Origin of the sequence: Pseudomonas psychrophila HA-4, assembly GCF_000282975.1 — a bacterium.
GTDB lineage: Bacteria > Pseudomonadota > Gammaproteobacteria > Pseudomonadales > Pseudomonadaceae > Aquipseudomonas > Aquipseudomonas psychrophila_A.
The window spans coordinates 62,495-75,218 of sequence record NZ_ALJC01000062.1 but is presented as its reverse complement, the minus strand read 5'-3'; the positions used below and the strand labels follow the sequence as shown (position 1 = coordinate 75,218).

At 56.8% G+C, this 12,724-nt stretch carries 14 protein-coding genes; 6 read left to right on the top strand and 8 right to left on the bottom strand.

The annotated features are described in order from the left end of the window. Positions 1-27 precede the first annotated feature (27 nt). The 4 genes from B347_RS0107315 to B347_RS0107300 form a co-directional block, all read right to left on the bottom strand. The gene (locus B347_RS0107315) at positions 28-2,469 is read right to left on the bottom strand and encodes a TonB-dependent siderophore receptor (RefSeq protein ID WP_019409049.1); all 2,442 of its coding nucleotides are present in this window, start codon (positions 2,467-2,469) and stop codon (positions 28-30) included. A 106-nt stretch (positions 2,470-2,575) separates the two neighbouring features. Continuing rightward, entirely contained in the window at positions 2,576-3,544 is a 969-nt protein-coding gene (locus tag B347_RS0107310) for a FecR family protein (protein ID WP_019409048.1), read from the bottom strand. Further along, positions 3,537-4,070 carry an RNA polymerase sigma factor gene (locus B347_RS0107305; RefSeq protein WP_019409047.1) on the bottom strand — a complete coding sequence of 178 codons (534 nt, stop codon included), beginning with the start codon at positions 4,068-4,070 and terminating at the stop codon, positions 3,537-3,539. The genes B347_RS0107310 and B347_RS0107305 overlap by 8 nt, the downstream gene beginning before the upstream one ends. Before the next feature lie 111 nt (positions 4,071-4,181). Next, complete coding sequence (locus B347_RS0107300; protein WP_019409046.1) at positions 4,182-4,712, bottom strand: glyoxalase superfamily protein; 531 nt, start codon at positions 4,710-4,712, stop codon at positions 4,182-4,184. A 251-nt stretch (positions 4,713-4,963) separates the two neighbouring features. Between B347_RS0107300 and B347_RS0107295 the strand changes: the two genes are divergently transcribed. Beyond that, on the top strand, positions 4,964-5,443 hold the full coding sequence (locus B347_RS0107295; protein WP_019409045.1) for an AAA family ATPase: 480 nt from the start codon (positions 4,964-4,966) through the stop codon (positions 5,441-5,443). A 6-nt stretch (positions 5,444-5,449) separates the two neighbouring features. Here B347_RS0107295 and B347_RS0107290 read toward each other — a convergent pair whose 3' ends face one another. From B347_RS0107290 to B347_RS0107280, 3 genes are all read right to left on the bottom strand, one after another. After that, positions 5,450-5,941, bottom strand: coding sequence for a hypothetical protein (locus B347_RS0107290; protein ID WP_019409044.1), 492 nt, complete (start codon positions 5,939-5,941; stop codon positions 5,450-5,452). A 117-nt stretch (positions 5,942-6,058) separates the two neighbouring features. Beyond that, on the bottom strand, positions 6,059-6,634 hold the full coding sequence (locus tag B347_RS0107285; RefSeq protein WP_019409043.1) for a flavin reductase family protein: 576 nt from the start codon (positions 6,632-6,634) through the stop codon (positions 6,059-6,061). A 101-nt stretch (positions 6,635-6,735) separates the two neighbouring features. Further along, complete coding sequence (locus tag B347_RS0107280) at positions 6,736-7,317, bottom strand: NAD(P)H-dependent oxidoreductase (RefSeq protein WP_019409042.1); 582 nt, start codon at positions 7,315-7,317, stop codon at positions 6,736-6,738. 92 nt (positions 7,318-7,409) lie between these two features. On the opposite strand from B347_RS0107280, the gene B347_RS0107275 reads away from it, so the two are divergent. From B347_RS0107275 to B347_RS0107255, 5 genes are all read left to right on the top strand, one after another. Further along, positions 7,410-8,039 (top strand): TetR/AcrR family transcriptional regulator, encoded by a 630-nt coding sequence (locus B347_RS0107275; protein ID WP_019409041.1) that lies wholly within the window; start codon positions 7,410-7,412, stop codon positions 8,037-8,039. A 191-nt stretch (positions 8,040-8,230) separates the two neighbouring features. Next, positions 8,231-9,127: a TauD/TfdA dioxygenase family protein gene (locus B347_RS0107270; protein ID WP_019409040.1), complete on the top strand. Its 897-nt coding sequence runs from the start codon at positions 8,231-8,233 to the stop codon at positions 9,125-9,127. A gap of 36 nt (positions 9,128-9,163) precedes the next feature. Beyond that, positions 9,164-10,183 (top strand): ABC transporter substrate-binding protein, encoded by a 1,020-nt coding sequence (locus B347_RS0107265; RefSeq protein ID WP_019409039.1) that lies wholly within the window; start codon positions 9,164-9,166, stop codon positions 10,181-10,183. Between the two features lie 5 nt (positions 10,184-10,188). Continuing rightward, positions 10,189-11,049, top strand: coding sequence for an ABC transporter ATP-binding protein (locus B347_RS0107260; protein WP_019409038.1), 861 nt, complete (start codon positions 10,189-10,191; stop codon positions 11,047-11,049). 18 nt (positions 11,050-11,067) lie between these two features. Next, a complete protein-coding gene (locus B347_RS0107255; RefSeq protein WP_019409037.1) occupies positions 11,068-11,934 on the top strand; it encodes an ABC transporter permease in 867 nt (288 codons plus the stop codon). Positions 11,935-12,001: 67 nt separating this feature from the next. On the opposite strand, the gene B347_RS0107250 is transcribed toward B347_RS0107255, so the two are convergent. Then, entirely contained in the window at positions 12,002-12,622 is a 621-nt protein-coding gene (locus tag B347_RS0107250; RefSeq protein ID WP_019409036.1) for a TetR/AcrR family transcriptional regulator, read from the bottom strand. Positions 12,623-12,724 lie beyond the last annotated feature (102 nt).

Below are 12,724 nucleotides of genomic sequence, written 5' to 3'. Positions count from 1 at the left end.
GGTGCATAACGCTGTCTGCGGGGAACATCAGAAATCCCAGCGTGTGGTCACCATGAAGTTACGCGGCTCGCCATACACCGCCGAGTTATAGAAGCCAATATTGGTGTAATAGGACTTATCGAACACGTTGTTCACGTTCAGGGTGGCCGACAGGTTTTTGCTGATCTGGTAGCGAGTCATCAGGTCAACGACCCAGTAGTCTGGCTGCTCAAATTTCTGGTATTCCTTGTGCGGTGAGTTGTAGATGTTTTGCCAGGCGGTGTTCTGCCAGCGAGCACCGCCCCCGACGGTGAACTTGTCCAGGTCACCTTTGAGTTTGTAGCTGGTGGACACCTTGAGCTGATCCTGCGGTTCGAAGGTGGATATTTTCTCGCCGTTGTCATCGCGCACGATTTTGTGGGTATACCCTGCTTGTACCTGCCAGCCTGGGCTGAGTTCGCCCGACATTTCAAGTTCAAAGCCTTTGGTCACAGCCTTGGTACCGATGAACGCATAATTCGGTGGAGTAGGGCTCAAGTTGTTGTAGGCATCATCAGGCACCGATCGGTTGCTTTCCTTGACTTGGAAGTAGGCAAAACTGGCATTCAGGCGGCCGTCAAAATACTCCCCTTTAAGTCCGATTTCGTAGTTTTCACCTTCATCCGGTTCGATCAGCCGCTCATTCCTGTCGCGGTTGTAGTTTTCCTGCGGCATGAAAATGTCGGTGTAGCTGGCGTAGACCGAGTAGGTGTCGTTGAGGTCGTAGATGGCACCGACATAGGGAATGAATCGACCCGACTCGCGAAAGGACGGCGTAAGTCCGGTCATGTGATAGTCCACCACGCGGCCACCGACCAGCACTTTCAAGTCATCGCTGACGTTGAAACGAGTGGTCATGTAGGTGCCCGTTTGGCGAATCACGTCGTCGGTGTATTGGCCAACAGGACCCCAAGCTGGTTTTTCGGCGTGGCCGTCCCAGTTTCCAAAGTCCACCACGTTGGGGTTCTGGTAGATGGGGTTCCAGTAGCCCCGGCCTTTCCAGTGCGCTGAGCTGATGGAGCCGCCCAACACCACTTCATGCTCGCGCCCGAACAGCTGGAACGGGCCGCTCACATACAGGTCGGCGGAGTTGCTGCGGGTGTCGCCCACATAGCGCTGGGCGGTGATCGGCGTGGTGCCGTCTGCGTAAGGGTAAGCGCCCTGAATTGAGCCCATTTGTGCATCGTAACCATTGAGTTTGTGGTCAAGTTGCAGCTTGGTCACCCAACCGTCGCCCATGTCATGTTCCAGGGTGGCGAAAACGGTGCGGGTGTACTGGTCCCAACTGCTCCAGTCTGTGCCGTTGTTGAACGAGCGCTTGACGCTGTTGAGGTCGCCCTTGGAGTTGATCAGCGGAAAACTGCCGGACCAGCTGGAGCCCTTGGGGGTGTTGTCTTGATAGTCGCCGCCGATGGTCAGCAGCGTGTCGGGCGTCAGGTCAAATTCGAGAATGCCGTAGTAGACCGATGTTTTACGCGAGTAGTGGTCCATGAACGAGTCTTTGTCTTGGTAGGCGGCTACCGCTCGACCGCGCACGTTGCCGGTTTCGGTCAAAGGGCCGCTCACGTCGACTTCACTGCGGTAGTTGTCCCACGAGCCCGCGCCCAGCGAGGCGTGGCCCTTGAACTCGGAGGTCGGTTTTTTACGCACCAGGTTGAGGGTGGCGCCCAATGAGCCGGCCCCCGTCAGCAAGCCAGTTGACCCCTTGATCACTTCAATGCGGTCGTAAATCGCCGTGTCGCTCAAGGTATTACCCGCTGAATAACCGACGTTGCGTACAGCTGAAGGGATGCCGTCGTACTGGAAGTTGTTGATCGAGAAACCGCGCGCGTAGTAGTTGGAGCGGTCACTGTCGTACGCCGACACAGTAATACCGGGGGTGTTACGCATCACATCGTCGACGTTATTGAGGCCGAAGTCGTCCATGTGCTGGCGGGTGATGACGGTGACGGATTGTGGCGTCTGGCGCGGGGTCAGAATCAGCCGCGTGGCGGTGGCAATGGTGCCCGGCGTGTAAGAACCCGAGCCCTCGGTTACGGTGCCCAACTGGTTGGTGGTGATTGCTGTTGCACCGAGTTCCAAGGCGGATCCTGCCTGGGGCAGCGGTGCCAAGAGCACGGCATTTTCGCCGCTTGGCTGCGCTTCAAGGCCGGTACCGCTCAGCAACTGTGCCAGCGCTTGGCGGGCGGTCATGGTGCCGTTGGCGCCCGGCGACACAACCCCTTGGGCCATGTCTGAGGAGTATGCGATTTGCAGGCCGCTTTGGGTGCTCAACTGGTCTAGCGCACTGGCCAGGGGCTGGCTTGCAATGGCGAACGTATGGGTCTTAAGCGCTTGATTGCTGACGGATTTAGCGGTGGGCTCGACGGCCTGAACGTTGCTGTATGCGAGGAAAACAGCCAGCGCCAACGCGCTGCGTGCATAAGTGGTGCTAAGGGTTGGAAAGTACATGCGAGCCCCGAGTGAATAGGAAGTATTTGCAACAACAAACACCTTGACGGGTTGAGCTCGCGAAAACCGTAAAACTATTTAAAAAATAGGCATGTCGCCGTTTGCTTTAGTGAATCACCAGCATGCCACCCGGCAAACGTGTCAGTTGGGTAGACGTCACCTTGTTCAGGGCTTGGACGATAGCGACAGGATTATCCAGTTGGTAATTACCACTGACGCGGTGTTCGGCTGCGTCGCCGTTGAACAACACAATGGGGTGCGGGTAATAGCGTGCGAGGGTGTTCAGGACTTGAGCCAATGGCTGGTCCTGAAATGACAGTCGGCCTTTCACCCACGCTATTTGCCGTTCAGCGCCTTCGGTGTTCACGGCTTGCAGGTGAGTGTTTTTGAGTTGCTGCCAGTTACCCGCCAGCAACAGGCTGTGTTCACCTGTTTGGCCAGCAAAGCGAACCTTGCCTTCACGCACTGCGACGGTTACGTCCGAACCTTGCAGCCCAACGCTGAATTGGGTGCCCACTACGGTCACGGTGGCATCAGCCGCCGTAATCGTCAGTGGGCGCGAAGGATCATGAAACGCTTCGACATAGAGCTCGCCGCGCAGCAAGCGCACGCGGCGGTGGTCGTTGTTGATGTCAGTGCTGATTGCGCTGTGGCTGCCCAGAACTATCTGCGAGCCGTCTTCTAGGGTTATGCGCCGAACCTCAGCAACGGCGGTTATTTGATCGGCGCGCAGACGCATTGGCAGGTCGGAGAGCCAGCCACTGGTGAGCATCATCAGCAACATGGCAGCCGTTGCCACCAGCCACGTTTTACGCGGTGTACGGGCAGGGCGTGCTGTGGCGGCGGGCAGGTCGATATCAAGGCTGCGCAGCGCCTGCTCGAACTCATGGCTTTGCCACAAGGTTTCAAGGGTCTGGTACGCAGCAGCGTGTTCTGGGTTTGCCTGGCGCCATTGCTCAAAGCGTTGACGCAGTGCTGGCTGTTGCGCCATCTCCTCGCGCTGGGCAAACCAATCGCTGGCCTGGTGCTGCACATGCTCGCTGGGCACAACTGGGGCGTCAGGTAAGTCAGTCATGGGAGGCTTGCTTCTGGATGGCTTTGGCGCAGGCATTAAGCGCAGTACGCAAATCTTTTTCAACCGTGCTGATCGAAACACCCAGGCGCTGGGCGATTTCTACTTTCGACAAATCATGCAATTTGCTCAGCACCAGAATCTGTTGTTGGCGCTTAGGCAACGTGGTCAGCGCTGCCTGAAACTGCTTCATCGACTGCTGGCCTTGCAACTGACTGTCGGGGCCGGGTGCGTTGGTGGCGATTTCGGTGAGGTGGCGCTCATCACTGACTTGGCATTCGAAACGCCTTTTGCTGCGCAAACTGCGCAGGTGATCGAAGGCCAGATAGCGGGCGGTCTGATACAGAAAGGGGTGCAGGTATTCGATAGGTCGGGTGTTCAAGGCATTGGCCACCTTGACATAGGTTTCCTGCGCCAGGTCTTCCGCCAGACTGGCGCACCCCACCACCCGCGATAACATCCGAACCAGCGCACTGCGCTGGTTGATGTACAGCTCGCTCAGCTTTTGCTGACTGTCCTGTGTGCTCATGCCGAACCGCTCCCGCCATCCCTACGCATATCCAGCGTGCCCGGCGAGCATTCTATTGAGAATTAATATCATTACCACACAATTTTTTACCACCCCTTGCGAATGGGCAGACTAGCGTTGGCAGAATCGAATCCGATTGCCGAACGGGTCGTACACTTCCAGCACTTGTCCCCAGTCTTGCTTAACGATCTGTGGACGCCCGTAGCCGTAGTGCTTGGCCAATAATTCATCGCGAAATTGCTCGATGCCGTGCATCGGTACAAAGAGCGTCGCGCCGGGGCTGGCGTCGCCGTGATGTTCGGACAGGTGCAACTCCAGGCCATTACGGCTGATGCCCAAATACAGCGGCATGCCGGGCTCGAACCGATGTTCGAACTCCACGCTGAAACCCAGAAAGTCCAGATAGAACTCGCGCGCCTTGGTCTCGTCAAACATTCGCAATATAGGAATCGGTTTGTCGAAAGTGACACCCGGATGGGAGGTGTCATGCGCCAGCAGGGCGGACGCGGTGTTCCAGTCCTTGTAGCCCAGTTGCTGCGCAACCAGTTCAAGCGCAGCGCTGTGCGGTATCTCGTGATTACGCACTGACAGTGAAGTGCGCAGTTGTTTGGCCATGTGTTTGGCCTGTTCGATTGTAAACATAGTGCCTCCTGCCATCGAGGTAGGTGGGTGCTCGCGTTGCCAAGCCTCGATGCTCAAGAGAGACAAAAGGGGGTTGGAAAATCAGTCATGCTTTCACCTTCCCAGCGGGAGCGAGCGGCGGGCAGCATCGGCCCGGTGCTGAGCATACCCAAGCCAGCAACAGCGTGAAAGTGGTCTACAAAGTAAGGGCGTTGCTTGCCGGTGGAATACGTGTTGGGCATGATCGTGGCTCGCCAACAGGAAGGGCTCCCATGACCACCTCTGTATTGCATCTGATGTGCGGCAAGATCGCTTCGGGAAAATCGACGCTGGCAACAGCACTGGCTGAACAGCACGCGGCGATTTTGATTGGCGAGGACCGCTGGCTGGCAGCGCTGTATCCCGATGAAATTCATTCGGTGGCAGATTACGTGCGCAGTGCCCGGCGAGTTCGCCAGGTGCTGCAACCGTTGGTGACCCAGCTATTGGGTTCAGGGGTGAGTGTGGTGCTGGATGTGCCGGCCAATACGGTCGCTGATCGCCAATGGCTCCGAGCCTTGGCCGATGGCGCGCACGTGCCACATTGTCTGCATTACCTGGCTGTCGATGACGACACGTGCCGCGCCCGGTTACGAGCGTGCAATGCCACGGGGGATCATGATTTCGCCGCGACCGATGCGGAGTTTGACCTGATTACGAGCTACTTCCAGCCCCCTGATGAGCAAGAAGGGCTGACCATCGTTGCTCACTGAGAGGGGTCAGGCGGAGGTGCTGACCATCGAACCCGAACGGCTGCTGCCTTGTGCCGTTAAGACTTGGAGCAGGGCAGCGGTTGCTTCTTGTATCGCTGAAGAGGTGATGGCAACAGCAGCTTGAGCCGCAGTCAAGGCGGCGGCCTTGGCCTCTGGCGCCTGATTGCTGGACTGAATTCTTTGCATTTCTTGTATCTGTTTCTGCAGTTGTTTCTGCAGTTTTTCGATTTGCTTTTTCAATTGTTTAACGATGTCGGAGCTGTCATCGCTATCATCCGCAGGTGCTGACGCTGAACCTCGGGCGGCACGGGGCTTCACGTCGCTGGGAGTTGTCGACTCGGCATCAGCCACGCCAGCAGTGTCGGCGTTTGGAATCACGGTCTTAGTGGTGGTGCCGGTCACACCTGGAATATTCACGCTGGCGGTGCCTGATGTGTTCAGGTTTGACGCACCGGGAACGTTCAAGCTGGTTGCCAGGTTATTTATGCTGCCGAGCATGATGTTTCATCCTTTAAGCCCAAGGTCTTCACAGGTCATCGGCCACACGAACAGGGGCTTTAGGGCCGTTTTAGAAAAAAACAGAGCCCTGTAGCCGCTTCGCTCCTCAGTGGGGCTTCACAGTTCAACATCCAGCGCTTCACCGGTCGCGTAATAGTGACCGCCCGCGATGTAATGCAGGCTGCGCCATGCCGGATCAGCATTTTCGAAATGCCAGTGCCCGTCCTTGAATACCCGGGTGTCGGCCCAGGCCGCGACCACTTCCCCTATGAACAAGTCATAGGCGGTCTGGTTGTGGGGTTCGGGGATCAGTCTGCACGCCAGCCAAGCGGAACACCCGGCTACAAACGGCTGGTCATGCCCTTCGATTTCAAACAGCTCAACGCCGCAGTCGCTGAGTTTATTCGGGTCGATATTTAGGCTTAGGCTGCCAACCTGACTGGTCAGTTTGAGCTGCGCCACGGTTGGCACCTGAATCACAAACAGCCCGCTTTGTTCTACCAACTCACGGGTTTTAACGTTCTTGTCCAACACGACAGTGACTTTTGGCGGGGCAAAATCCAGCGCGCAAGCCCAGGAGGCCGCCATGACGTTCTGCACGCCTGCATGGCGTGCCGACACAAGAATGGTCGGGCCGTGATTGATCAGTCGATAGGCTTTGTCCAAAGGGACGGCGGTAATGTGCTTGTCCATGCTGACTCCTGAAAAGGGTTTCGAGTACCTGGCCTGCGCGTTACCGGTCAGGTACTCGGCCGATAATGCCGGATTTGCTCAGCCTCGTCAGCGCGGGTTGCTCAAGAGAAAAGTGTTCGCCCCAAGGCCTGTGCGGTCTTCAGATGAATCGCCGGATCTTGGGTTTCGGAGTCCGGCAGCAGGTTCGAGGTCATGACCTGAGCGCCGCAATAATCGAAAATGCCGTGTTCTATTTGGGTCTTCATGGCTTGGGTGTAGCCGCGCCGCTCAAACGTTTCGCCGTCAGCCCCGCCGAGCGCGATGAGGTGAACACGCAGGTGGCTGAGCTTTTTTTCCAGCGGGGCATCGGCACTGAAATCAAACGCCCAGCCATTGGCAAACACGCGGTCGATCCACCCCTTGAGCAATGCCGGCATTGACCACCAGTAAACGGGGTAGACCAGCACCAGCGCATCGGCGCGATCGATTCGCGCCTGTTCAGCCAGTACGTCTGCCGGCGGTGCTGCCTGCTTGTGATGCACCGCCGAGTCCGCTGCACTAAACCGTGGGTCAAAGGCCTGCGCTGACAGATCGGCGATTTCAAAGGTATGGCCTGCACCCTCCAAGCCTTGCGCAACGTGAGTGGCCAAGCTATGGGTCAGAGAGAGGGGGTTGTGGTGGGCAACAACGATCAGTGCGTGCATGTTGAACATTCCTGTGACGGATTGAGGGCTGGGGATGAGCTCTATATACTCTTGGTAAGTTACGCTCCGTAAGTTACTTTTGGTATATTGCGATGTCAAGCACCGAAACACGTACTCAGGATTCAAGCAAACAGCCCCGTCGTCGCCTGTCCAGGCAGGACCGGCAACGTCAATTACTGGATGTCGCCTGGCAATTAGTGCGCGCGGAGGGAACCGACGCCCTGACCCTCGGGCGGCTGGCTGAACAAGCAGGGGTGACAAAACCAGTGGTCTACGACCATTTCAGCACCCGGGCCGGGCTGCTGGCGGCGCTCTATCAAGATTTCGATGCGCGTCAGACAGCATTGATGGATGCTGCCCTGCACACCAACGAGCCGACCCTTATCAGCACGGCCCAGGTCATTGCTGGGTCTTATGTGGATTGCGTGCTGCTGCAAGGCAACGAGATACCCGGTGTGATAGCAGCGCTGACCAGTTCGCCGGAACTTGAGCAGATCAAGCGTGAGTATGAGGCGATCTTCTTGGAAAAATGCCGCTCGGTACTCTCACCTTTCACCCGTGACGGGGGCATTACAACCGCTCATTTACGCGCGATGCTCGGTGCTGCAGAGGCCTTATCTCAGGCTGCTGCAACTGGGGAAATCACCCCGAAACAGGCACAGGAGGAGCTCTTTGACACGATTATTGCCATGGTCGAAAGAAGTGCTCGGGTTATTGACTGAGGGCCGTATTCAACGCGTCATATCGTTATTCATTAAAGGTATTTAAATTTAATTTCTTATACCTATAAAGTCATCTCCCTGCGTACAGGCCGACCAATCGGCGCGCCGCACGAAATGAACGAACACGGGATCACCGTGAGTTTCTGATCGAGGTGCGCGCCATTGATTGCGCACCGTGTGGGAGTGACATCATGTCTGCACAGTCTGCCTCTGCGAATGCCCTTAGCATCGCCCATCAAGCCTTTGAAGTTCGCCCGTTCAGTGGCGCTGTAGGCGCTGAAATAATCGGTCTTGATCTGGCGCTGCCAGTCAATGATCAGGATTTTGCCCGTATTCACCGCGCTCACCTTGAACATCACGTGGTGGTGTTCCGTGATCAGCGCATCACAGCCCAACAGCAGATCGATTTCAGCCGCCGCTTTGGCGTGTTGCAAATTCATGTACTCAAGCAGTTCTTGCTGACCGGCCACCCTGAAATTCTTATCGTTTCCAACATCATTGAAAACGGCCAATCCATCGGCCTAGGGGATGCTGGCAAGTTCTGGCATTCCGATCTGTCTTACAAAGAACTGCCAAGCCTAGGCTCGATGCTGCATGCCCAGGAGTTGCCGTCCGAGGGCGGCGACACGCTGTTTGCCGACATGCACAAGGCCTGGGATGCGTTGCCGCAAGCACTGCGTGCAGCCGTTGAAGGTCGTTCGGCTGCGCACTCGTATACCGCGCGTTACAGCGAAACTAAATTCGAAGGCAACTGGCGTCCCACCTTGACCCCGGAGCAACTGGCTCAAGTCAACGAAGTGGTGCACCCCATCGTGCGTACACACCCGGAAAACGGGCGAAAGGCACTGTTCGTCAGCGAGGGTTTTACCACCCGCATCGTCGGCTTACCTGAGGACGAAAGTCGACAATTGCTGGCTGAGTTGTACGCCCACAGCGTGCTGCCAGAGAACATTTACCGCCACCAATGGCAGCCCCATGACTTGGTGTTTTGGGACAACCGTTCACTGATTCACTTGGCTGCTGGCTGTCCAAGCCATCTGCGCCGCAAGCTGTACCGCACCACTATTCAGGGCGACGCCCCTTTCTGATCGGCCACGGTATGCCTGCATACCAGGAGCATTTCTATGTCTACCTCTATCAAGTCTCTGGCCGTCAGTATCGGCCTGGGCATCAGCCTGCTCGCCGGTAGCTTTGTCGCTCCGACCGTGGCTAACGCCGAAGGCGAGATTCGTATCGCCGAACAATTCGGCATTGTGTATTTGTTGCTTAATGTGGTGCGCGATCAACAGCTGATCGAGAAGCATGGCAAGGAACAGGGCATCGACATCAAGGTCGACTGGACCCAGCTGTCTGGCGGTGCAGCGGTCAATGATGCGTTGCTTTCAGGGTCTATCGACATCGCCGGTGCCGGAGTTGGCCCGCTGCTGACTATCTGGGACCGCACTCACGGCAAGCAGAACGTCAAAGCCGTGGCTTCTCTGGGCAACTTTCCGTACTACTTGGTGAGCAACAACCCGCAGGTTAAGACCATCGCTGACTTCACTGAAAAGGACCGGATTGCCGTGCCAGCGGTGGGTGTTTCTGTGCAATCGCGCTTCCTGCAATACGCGGCAGCCAAGCAATGGGGCGACAAGGAATACAACCGCCTCGACAAATACACGATTGCAGTTCCACACCCCGATGCCACGGCGGCATTGATTGCGGGCGGCACCGAGCTGACCGGGCATTTCTCCAACCCGCCATTCCAGGAACAGGCGCTGAAAAATCCGAACGTACACGTGGTGCTCAATACCTACGACCTGCTAGGCCCGAACTCACCCACCGTACTGTTTGCTACTGAAAAATTCCGCAAGCAAAACCCTAAAACCTATACCGCCTTTGTAGAGGCCCTGCGCGACGCTGCTGAGTTTGCCCAGAACGATAAAGGGGCGGCAGCCGATACCTATATCCGCGTCACCCACTCCAAAGTGGATCGTGCCGAGTTGCTGAAAATCATCGAGAACCCGCAGTTCGAATTCAGCATCACGCCGAAAAACACCTACCCATTGGCGGACTTCATGTACCGCGTGGGGGCGATAAAAAACAAACCTGAATCCTGGAAAGACTATTTCTTCCAGGACGCGAAGCCGCTGCAAGGGAGCTGATTAACATGAACGCGTCTGTGCAAGGCCACGCGGCCAGCTATCTGACAGCTAACGTCCCGGCACTGCTGTCGGTTGATCACGTGAGCCTTGAATACCGCCCCCCGCAACGCGTGGTGCGGGCGACTCATCAGGTCAGTTTCGAAATTGATCCGGCCGACCGTTTTATCTTGCTTGGGCCTTCGGGGTGCGGTAAATCGACCTTGCTCAAGGCCGTCGCCGGATTTATCGAACCCTGCGAAGGGCAGATCCGCCTGCAAGGGCAACCCGTCACGGCGCCAGGCCCAGATCGGATGGTGGTGTTTCAAGAATTCGACCAACTGCCGCCCTGGAAGACGGTGAAGCAGAACGTGATGTTTCCGCTGCTGGCTTCCAAAACCCTTAATCGTCGAGACGCGCAAGAGCGGGCGCTGCACTACCTGGACAAGGTCGGGCTGGCAGCGTTTGCCGATGCTTACCCACACACCTTGTCGGGCGGGATGAAGGCCCGCGTGGCGATTGCCCGCGCTCTGGCGATGCAGCCGAAAATTCTGCTGATGGATGAGCCCTTCGCGGCGCTCGACGCACTGACCCGGCGCAAGATGCAGGAAGAGTTATTGCTGCTCTGGGAGGAAGTGCGCTTCACCTTGCTGTTCGTGACGCACTCTATTGAGGAAGCGCTGGTGGTGGGCAATCGGATCTTGCTGCTGTCGCCGCATCCAGGGCGTGTACGGGCCGAAATCAACTGCCATCAGTACAACTTGCACAGCCTCGGCGGCGTGGATTTCCAAGCGTCGGCGCGGCGTATTCATCGGCTGCTGTTTGATGAAGATGAAGCGCTGCACACCGAACAGACACTGAACTTCAACGATATTCGAATCGCTTATTGAGCCTTGGAGTGTTGCCCGATGAGCTATTCATCACCTGTACGTCAAGAATACGAAGTGGTACTGGAACCCTTGTTGAGCGTGCCGCTGGAGCGGGAACTGCCGCTTGGCCAGCGCCTATGGCAGCAAGGTTGGGTCCGCAAGGGCTTGATCTTGATATTGCTGGCGGTGATCTGGGAGTTGGTGGCGCGTTATCAGGACAACGACTTACTGCTGCCCAGCTTCCTGCAAACCGCCAGTGCGTTGTACGACGGCCTGATTAGCGGCGAGCTACTCAGCAAGGTCACAATTTCGTTGGTGGTGCTGCTCAAGGGCTACCTGATCGGCATTGTCTTGGCCTTCGCCCTGACTACGTTGGCGGTCTCGACCCAGTTTGGTCGCGACCTGCTGAGCACCTTGACCTCGATGTTTAACCCGCTGCCGGCAATTGCCTTGCTGCCGCTGGCGTTGCTGTGGTTCGGGTTGGGGCAGAACAGCCTGATTTTTGTGCTCGTGCACTCGGTGCTTTGGGCCTTGGCTTTAAACACCTACGCGGGGTTTCTCGGCGTCTCGGAAACCCAGCGCATGGCCGGGCGTAACTACGGCTTGAAAGGCATTCGTTTTGTGTTGTTTATCCTGATCCCGGCGGCATTGCCGTCGATCCTGGCCGGGCTGAAAATTGGCTGGGCATTTGCCTGGCGCACCCTGATTGCAGCCGAGTTGGTGTTTGGCGCCACCAGTGGCAAAGGCGGGTTGGGGTGGTACATCTTCCAGAACCGCAACGAGTTGTACACCGACAAAGTGTTTGCCGGGCTGGCGGTGGTGATCCTGATCGGTTTGCTGGTCGAAAACTTGGTGTTCGACACGCTGGAGCGGGTGACGGTGAAGCGCTGGGGCATGCAGCGCTGATCGTGCTCAACCTGGGCTCGGTGATGTTCACCATCACCGAGCATACCGTCAGCCTAAACAACAGCCTTTAAGGCTCCAGCCCGATCCCGCGCAATATCACGGCAGTAATGGTTTGCACGGCCTGGTCGAATTGATGATCAGACAAGGGTTGGTGACCGTTGAGCACGTGGACCTGGTAGTCGAAGTCGGCGTAGTGCTGGGTCGAGGCCCAGATCATGTACAGCAACGCCGAAGGCTCGACGGGGTTAATGCGCTTTTCGTCGACCCACTGGCTAATTTTCGCTTCCATGAACTTGGCGCCCTTGGACATGTGTTCTTCGAGCATGTCCTGAAACAGTGGCGCACCGCGCATGATCTCGTTGGCCCAGAGTTTTGAACCGTGGGGGCGCAAGCGCGAGTGCGTCATTTTTTTCATCACATAGCTGGTGAGCACCACGCGTGGGTCGTCGAAGCGCACAAAGCAGTCGCCTTCGAGGTCCCAAGTGTCGAGCAGGTTAACGAGCACTTCGCGGTACAGCTCTTCTTTGGTGGTGAAGTAGTAATGCAGGTTGGAGCGTGGCAGTTCGGCGTGCAGGGCAATGTCAGCCATTTTGGTCCCGGCATAACCCTGTTCGGCAAAAATTTTCTCCGCAGCTAGAAGGATTTTTTCGACGTTCTTTCGACGGATTTTAACTTTTGGGTTGGTCATCGAGTTCCGGATTCAGGACGATGGGGTAGCCTAAGAAATATGCGTGGGTAGCATAGATCAAATTTTTCAGGACAATCAGGTCAGCCGCCTGAACAGACGGCT

What these genes read in the sequence shown, in the direction of transcription:
- B347_RS0107315 (WP_019409049.1), bottom strand. Translation starts at nt 2,469, where the DNA reads ATGTACTTTCCAACCCTTAGCACCACTTATGCACGCAGCGCGTTGGCG.
- B347_RS0107310 (WP_019409048.1), bottom strand. Translation starts at nt 3,544, where the DNA reads ATGACTGACTTACCTGACGCCCCAGTTGTGCCCAGCGAGCATGTGCAG.
- B347_RS0107305 (WP_019409047.1), bottom strand. Translation starts at nt 4,070, where the DNA reads ATGAGCACACAGGACAGTCAGCAAAAGCTGAGCGAGCTGTACATCAAC.
- B347_RS0107300 (WP_019409046.1), bottom strand. Translation starts at nt 4,712, where the DNA reads ATGTTTACAATCGAACAGGCCAAACACATGGCCAAACAACTGCGCACT.
- B347_RS0107295 (WP_019409045.1), top strand. Translation starts at nt 4,964, where the DNA reads ATGACCACCTCTGTATTGCATCTGATGTGCGGCAAGATCGCTTCGGGA.
- B347_RS0107290 (WP_019409044.1), bottom strand. Translation starts at nt 5,941, where the DNA reads ATGCTCGGCAGCATAAATAACCTGGCAACCAGCTTGAACGTTCCCGGT.
- B347_RS0107285 (WP_019409043.1), bottom strand. Translation starts at nt 6,634, where the DNA reads ATGGACAAGCACATTACCGCCGTCCCTTTGGACAAAGCCTATCGACTG.
- B347_RS0107280 (WP_019409042.1), bottom strand. Translation starts at nt 7,317, where the DNA reads ATGCACGCACTGATCGTTGTTGCCCACCACAACCCCCTCTCTCTGACC.
- B347_RS0107275 (WP_019409041.1), top strand. Translation starts at nt 7,410, where the DNA reads ATGTCAAGCACCGAAACACGTACTCAGGATTCAAGCAAACAGCCCCGT.
- B347_RS0107270 (WP_019409040.1), top strand. Translation starts at nt 8,231, where the DNA reads ATGTCTGCACAGTCTGCCTCTGCGAATGCCCTTAGCATCGCCCATCAA.
- B347_RS0107265 (WP_019409039.1), top strand. Translation starts at nt 9,164, where the DNA reads ATGTCTACCTCTATCAAGTCTCTGGCCGTCAGTATCGGCCTGGGCATC.
- B347_RS0107260 (WP_019409038.1), top strand. Translation starts at nt 10,189, where the DNA reads ATGAACGCGTCTGTGCAAGGCCACGCGGCCAGCTATCTGACAGCTAAC.
- B347_RS0107255 (WP_019409037.1), top strand. Translation starts at nt 11,068, where the DNA reads ATGAGCTATTCATCACCTGTACGTCAAGAATACGAAGTGGTACTGGAA.
- B347_RS0107250 (WP_019409036.1), bottom strand. Translation starts at nt 12,622, where the DNA reads ATGACCAACCCAAAAGTTAAAATCCGTCGAAAGAACGTCGAAAAAATC.